The sequence below is a fragment of the Actinoplanes rectilineatus genome (assembly GCF_000962825.1).
Classification (GTDB): domain Bacteria; phylum Actinomycetota; class Actinomycetes; order Mycobacteriales; family Micromonosporaceae; genus Actinoplanes; species Actinoplanes rectilineatus.
This window is the reverse complement of sequence record NZ_JZKF01000103.1, coordinates 23,418-29,489: the sequence shown is the minus strand read 5'-3', so window position 1 is coordinate 29,489 and position 6,072 is coordinate 23,418. Positions and strand designations below refer to the sequence as shown.

The 6,072-nt window shown below is 65.7% G+C and carries 6 protein-coding genes and 2 pseudogenes; 3 read left to right on the top strand and 5 right to left on the bottom strand.

Features of this window, described 5'->3' with window-relative positions:
* The 4 genes and pseudogenes from WH85_RS40750 to WH85_RS40735 all read right to left on the bottom strand — a co-directional run.
* A partial coding sequence (locus WH85_RS40750; RefSeq protein WP_083449645.1) for an aldo/keto reductase occupies window positions 1–676 on the bottom strand: 676 nt, incomplete at its 3' end.
* Between the two features lie 45 nt (window positions 677–721).
* Window positions 722–910 carry a hypothetical protein gene (locus WH85_RS40745; protein ID WP_045747517.1) on the bottom strand — a complete coding sequence of 63 codons (189 nt, stop codon included), beginning with the start codon at window positions 908–910 and terminating at the stop codon, window positions 722–724.
* A 17-nt stretch (window positions 911–927) separates the two neighbouring features.
* Window positions 928–1,754, bottom strand: a pseudogene (locus WH85_RS49510) (transposase); the annotation flags it as partial.
* A gap of 1,171 nt (window positions 1,755–2,925) precedes the next feature.
* Window positions 2,926–3,528 carry a TetR/AcrR family transcriptional regulator gene (locus WH85_RS40735; RefSeq protein WP_083449644.1) on the bottom strand — a complete coding sequence of 201 codons (603 nt, stop codon included), beginning with the start codon at window positions 3,526–3,528 and terminating at the stop codon, window positions 2,926–2,928.
* Between the two features lie 25 nt (window positions 3,529–3,553).
* Here WH85_RS40735 and WH85_RS40730 point away from each other — a divergent pair, with 25 nt between their 5' ends.
* Window positions 3,554–4,294 carry an SDR family oxidoreductase gene (locus tag WH85_RS40730; protein ID WP_045747526.1) on the top strand — a complete coding sequence of 247 codons (741 nt, stop codon included), beginning with the start codon at window positions 3,554–3,556 and terminating at the stop codon, window positions 4,292–4,294.
* Window positions 4,295–4,534: 240 nt separating this feature from the next.
* Here the strand turns inward: WH85_RS40730 and WH85_RS54260 are convergent.
* Window positions 4,535–4,762, bottom strand: a pseudogene (locus WH85_RS54260) (tyrosine-type recombinase/integrase); the annotation flags it as partial.
* A 342-nt stretch (window positions 4,763–5,104) separates the two neighbouring features.
* Here WH85_RS54260 and WH85_RS40725 point away from each other — a divergent pair.
* Both WH85_RS40725 and WH85_RS40720 read left to right on the top strand, forming a co-directional pair.
* A complete protein-coding gene (locus WH85_RS40725; protein ID WP_083449643.1) occupies window positions 5,105–5,815 on the top strand; it encodes a GAF domain-containing protein in 711 nt (236 codons plus the stop codon).
* Window positions 5,812–6,027: a hypothetical protein gene (locus WH85_RS40720; protein WP_045747514.1), complete on the top strand. Its 216-nt coding sequence runs from the start codon at window positions 5,812–5,814 to the stop codon at window positions 6,025–6,027. Before WH85_RS40725 ends, WH85_RS40720 begins: the two co-directional genes overlap by 4 nt.
* Window positions 6,028–6,072 lie beyond the last annotated feature (45 nt).

Here is a 6,072-nt window from a genome sequence, read left to right as displayed (position 1 = left end):
CGGCAAATGTACGGGCGCGCCGGCTTCGACCTCCTACGCCAGCGAATCCTGCTCGCATAGGCAGATCACCTCCACCACCGTTTCTGCGCCAGAGCCGTTTTCTTGACACTCCCTCGGCGAGACCGGCCCAGGATTGGATCTGGACTCCGTATTTGCGCATGAGCCTCTGGTCTGCGGTGCGCTGGAAGAACGGGTGGGTCTCGATCTGGTTGACCGCGGGCATGATGTCGTTGTTGACGACGAGGTCGACGAGGCGGTCGGGGTAGAAGTTGGCGACGCCGATCGTCTTGGCGAGCCCTTCGCGGTTCAGGTCCTCCATGGCACGCCACTGCCCGTAGACGTCGCCGTAGGGCTGATGCATCAGATAGAGGTCGAGATAGTCCAGACCGAGCTTGGCGAGTGAGGCCTCGGCCGCGCGCCGGGTGTTCTGCTGGGCTGGGGCGTTCTGGACCCACAGCTTGGTGGTGACGAACAGGTCCGCACGCGGGATGCCACTGTTCCGGATGGCGCGGCCGACGGCTTCCTCGTTGCCGTAGTAGGCGGCAGTGTCCAACAACCGGTAACCGGCGGACAGGGCCTCGGAGACAGTCCGCTCGGTCTGCTCCGGCGGAATCTGGTAGACGCCGAAGCCGAGTACCGGCATCTCCATACCGTTGCTCAGGGGCACGTTGTACATCGGGTCGTCCTTCTGGTTCGTGAATGGCCGGCCTCCCGCGGCGGCTCAGCCGCGGATGAATCCCTTGGTACGCATGAGGAAGTGCGCGAGATATCCGTCGTGTGGGATACCGGTGTCCGTCCAGTAGGTGGGGTGGTCTCCGACGTACACATTGGCGATGGACGGCTCGTCCACGAGCGCGTCGATGAGCTGTTCGTCCTCGGTGTACACCCCCAGAACGAGGGTGTAGCGCAACGGGGCGATTCCCGCCGCCCGTGACCACGGGGGATCGCGGCCCGGACCGGTTCGGTGATCGCGGCGCCGACACTGAATCGGATGTCGACGTGCTGTTCGCGCAGTATGCGGATGTGGGCGAGGAAGCCGTGGCTGGAGCCGGCCGCATCGGCGCGGAGCAGGATCGGGGTGCCGTGACGGTGGGCGTCGGGGATCTGGGCCAGGACCTGGTCCAGGACGGTGATGTGGTCGGCGGTGATGTTCGACCCGGCCCGGCCCTCGCGCAGCAGACAGGACAACGCTTCGCCGGTGTTGTCCAGGAAGCAGAGCAGCGGGTGATATCCGAAGGTCTTCTTCCAGGTCCGGGTCGCGGATTCCTTCTCGCAAGTGGCAGATCACGATCGTCGCGTCGATGTCCAGGACCCAACCGTCGACCTGCCGCCCGGCGGCGGTGACCTGCGGGAAGCCACCGCGGGTGTCGGCGTGCTGAGCCCAGGCGACCTCCCGGGCCAGGGCCCGAGCGGCACGAAGTTCAGCCAGAGCCGCCTGGTCGAGTTGCGACAGTAGCCGCCAGGCGGTCGGATCGGACGCGACCGGCCCGAACAGGGCCGACTGGTCGCGCAACACGGCCAGATCAGCGATACCCTCGCCACCATCGGCCAGTGTCACGGCGAGATCGACGGCGATCCGGCCGGGATCATGCCCGCCCCGGCGTTGCCGGAGCCCGGCGAGAGCGAAGCTGAACGCGCTGTTCAGGCCGGTTGCGTCAGCAAGATCTGCGAGGAGCCGGGGCGCCGGCGTGACCGACCACGCCCCGCCCGCCGCCGGTCACGCTGATCCTCGGACGGGTTCGGGTAGTCTTCACCCAGCAAGTGCCTTCCGTGACGGGTTGATTAGGACTCTCGACAAGCCCTATTTTCCCTGATCAGAAGGCACTTCTCTATTTCTGGCTCAGTCCTTGGACACCCTTAACGAAGGGCCGAGGCTAGCCATCTCATAAGAGGCACACCCCCTGGCATTCCGAGCCGTTTTGTAACGTCAGTGACGTTGCTCAGAGCGTCCCTTCGTGGAAGGAACGCGGGTAGTCCCGGGCTACAGTTGAGGGATGGCGTCAGTTGAACGTCCAATCCAGACGCCGTGCCAGTGGTGTGGGCGGACCGTTTACCAACGGCAGGCTGGCAGGTTGTTGCGCTACTGTGACCGTTCATGTCGGCAGCGGGCTTATGAAATGCGTAGTGCCAGCCGCCGTCTAGGTGAGGACATGGATACCGGGGTAGTCCGTGTCCAGCCTGCCGAGAGAATAGTTGAGCGAGTGGTCCGATCCCGCAACCCAGGTTCGGTTGCTAGTTGGGAGGCCACGCTGATCGAGCTGGGATCGCAACTCGCTGATGGGCAGATTCCCTACTGGCATGCCCAGCGTATCCGGACAGCGCTTCTTAACATCGCCGAGGAAGCGCAGCGGATTCACTCCCGAGCATCACACCCTGCACAGCGTCCCATCGACGCGTGGGAGAGCGTGGCTATCGACTCGCTTCGGGACGCCGCGGGCAACGAGCCGGTTACCCTGGAACGTCTAGCCGGGAAATTTGGTTTCGGCGTTGACAGGCTGCGGCAGCTGGTGTTGGAGCTGGAACATGCTGGGCTGCTCGTCGCCCGCCGGGCCGGGTCCGTAGTTCCTGTCGATGAACTCCACATTCACTCCCGATTCGTGCTGGACTGCTCGACATCTGGCCAAGGACCAATGCCGTTCAGTTAAGGATTCATGATTATGGCGATCGATTCTCGCGGTGTTGAGCCAATCTGCTTCCGACAGGTGTCGGCGTACGCGTCGGTTACAGAGCCGGGTCGCCAAGTGTGCAGCGGTCATGAGCGCAAAAGCACAGGGGGCGCTGCGACGCAGGAGGGTGGGCAACCTGTTGTCGCTGACGGTGCGTAGTCGTTCGACGTGGGATGGCGCCGTGTCGCGGCTGAACCGGATGGGATTTGCTTCGTCTGCCTGACCTCGCACTCGCGCCGGCATCCTTTATCCGTCCAGTTTAGGAATGGGGTGTCCGGAGTCCGTCGATCAGGATTGACAACAACCGGGGCCCGCGGGCATCGAGTTCGGCGTCATCCAGGCGCGATAGCCAGCTGATGAGCACGATGACGTCGCGGGCCTCCGCGTCCGGGCGGATGCTGCCGGTCGCGCGGCCCGCAGTCAGCAGCAGGTCGACCGCGTCGCCGATCGGGCCGAGGCTGTGGGCGGCGAGGTCGCGCCAGGTGGCCGCCTCGACGGCCGCGAAAACATCGCGTTTGACCCGGGCGTAAGCAGCCACTCGGTCGAACCAGGCCCCGAGTGCGTCCAGCGGCTGGTGGCACTCCAGCAGCTGCGGGGCGGCGGCGACCAACTCGTCGACTTCCGCGCGGTAGACCTCGACCAGAAGACTCTCGCGCGTTGGGAAATGCCGGTAGAGCGTCCCTTGCCCTATGCCGCACGCCTTGGCGACCGCGTTGAGCTTCAGCGCACCCGGTCCGTTTACCAGCTTGCGCGCCGCTTGCAGGATCCGTTCCCGATTGAGCTGCGCGTCGGACCGTTGTGGTGTGCTGCTCCCGGCGTAAGCGGACACATGTCCGCTATGCTGATCAGGGTATCCGGACATGTGTCCATTCTAGGTGGGAGTCGCCATGACTATCCAGGGCAAGGTCATCGCCATCACCGGCGCCAGCAGTGGCATCGGTGAAGCAACAGCACGCCATCTCGGATCCTGCGGTGCGGTCGTCGTGCTGGGCGCGCGCCGCACCGACCGGTTGGATCGGCTGGTCGGCGAGATCACGGCCGCGGGCGGCACCGCGGCAGCCGTTCACGTCGATGTCGTCAACCCCGACGACCTCCAGTCACTCGTCGACACCGCCGTCAAACGGTTCGGTCGGCTGGACGTCCTGGTCGGCAACGCCGGGATCACCAAGATAGGCCGAATGGACGACCTCGACCTCGCGGGCTGGTCGACCATGGTCGACGTGAACGTCAAAGGCATCCTGCACGGGATCGCCGCAGCGTTGCCGGTGTTCCGCCGTCAGGGCAATGGCCACCTGGTCACCGTGGTATCGACCTCAGGACTGAAAATTGTTCCCACGCAGGCGGTATACGCCGGAACGAAGAACGCGGTCCGCACCTTCCTGGAGGCTCTGCGACAGGAGAGCACCGACGGCGTCCTGCGCACCACGTCCATCTCCCCGGGCTACGTGCGCACCGAACTCATCGACAACGCCCTCGACGACCCGGCCATGCGTGAGCAGGCCAGGCAGAACATGGCCGACCTCGGCATCGACCCGGCATCGGTAGCCAGGGCGATCGCCTTCGCAATCGATCAACCCGACGACGTCGAGATTGGCGACCTGACCATCCGACCCACCCGCCAGGGCTGAACTCCGCTCAGCAGCCAGATCCGGACGCCGTCGGGCACACCGAACCTCACTCGTGGAGTAGAGGATTTCTGTGTGCTGACGGCCCGCCGGCTCCCTCTGATCCTGCGGATGTCGTCGGCATAGCCACAGGCTCTCCAGGAAGGCGACGATCGTGTCGGTGGGCTGGTAGCGCCCTGGAGCAGTGCCGAGCGGCGTGGTACGGGCCAGCGCGCGTTCCTTGAACACGAGGTCGGCGTGGACATAGACCTGGGTTGTGGCAACGCTTTCGTGGCCAAGCCACAGGGCAGTCACAGTGGTGTCGACTCCGGCGTTCAACAACCGCATGGCTGCGGTGTGACGCAGGACATGCGGGGAGATCTTCTTCTCGGCGAGGGTCGAGCAGGCCAGTGCGGCTGTCGCGGCGTGCCTGGCTACTCGACGTTCGAGCGGGTCCCGGGTGATGGCGGTGCCTGAGCGGGTGGGAAACAGTGGGTCACTTCAGGAGCTGAGTCCGGCATCACCGGGCGAACAACACGCTCAGCCACACCCTCGAGCAGGTACCAACAGTCCCCGAGCGCTACGCCGACTGAGAATGGCCGTGAAGGCAGAGGGGCGGTGTAGGGTCCAGAGTATTCGAACTCGTCGGGTGACTCGGTCGTTTTGACCTGGACCCCGTTTGGCCTCCGATCCGTGACGGGTGCAACTGACACTCGTCCTCCAGGAGGCCTTCGTGAGTCGTTCATTCCTGTCCTGTTTTCCGCCGTGGCGACCTGACGCGCCGCCGGTGCGCCCCCTACCGGCCCGGCGTTGCTCCGGGTTCGGAAGTCCGCGATGAGTGCCCTGCACGATGACCAAGCTGGACCTGACTCGGTCCAGCGCACCGTCTCGACCCTTCGTGCGCGCGGTGGCACCGGTGCCCTGTGTGCCGGGCTGCAGGCCGTCCTGCCGGCCATCGACGGGGTCGGGCTAACCATGTTTACCCCACACGGTCGAGTGGTCCTCGCTGTCACCGGCAGGCTCATCGACCTGATCGAAGATTTGCAGATCGCCTTGGGCCAAGGCCCGTGCTTCGACGCCTTCTACACCCGGCGACCGGTCCTGGTCTCCGATCTCGACGATGTTCCGGCGATCGCCGACTGGCCCGACTTCGGTGCCCGCGCCGTTGCGGTCGGCATCCGCGCCGTGTTCGCCTTCCCGGTCCTGCTGGACGGTCGGCCGGTAGCCACCCTCGAGATGTGCCGCATCACCGCAGGCGCCTTGAGCGATACCGACGTCGACCATGCCGTCCGCTACGCGGCCGTGGCGGCGGTACTGCTGCAGGACGACGCCGTCGCCGGCAACGGCGCCGGCGCCGTGATCGGCCAGGAGGCCGCCTTCCTGCTACAGGCCACCGGCAGGGTGATGGTCCAGGCCGACGTCGACGCCGATACCGCCCTGCACCGGTTGCGCCGATACGCCGTCGACCACGATCGGCACGTCCGCGACGTCGTCGTCGACGTGCTCGCCCACCGGCTGCGATTCGACCCGAGTAGCGCTTCGTGAGCGCCCCGACGGCCCCGGACCGCGGCCCCACCCACGATCAACGCGTCATCGACGCGTTCGTGGTCCTGTCCGACACCCTGGTCGACGACTTCGACCTGACTGAACGCATGCACCAGCTGACCGGCTACCGGAATGCGGGCCAGTGCTCCGGCCTTCAGGCCGGGGGTGAAGGCCCGCGCTGGGAGGGCCGCCAGGCCCGAGCAGTGCCTTAACCGGGACGGTTCTGCTGCTCGATGTACTGACGGACGACGCTCAGC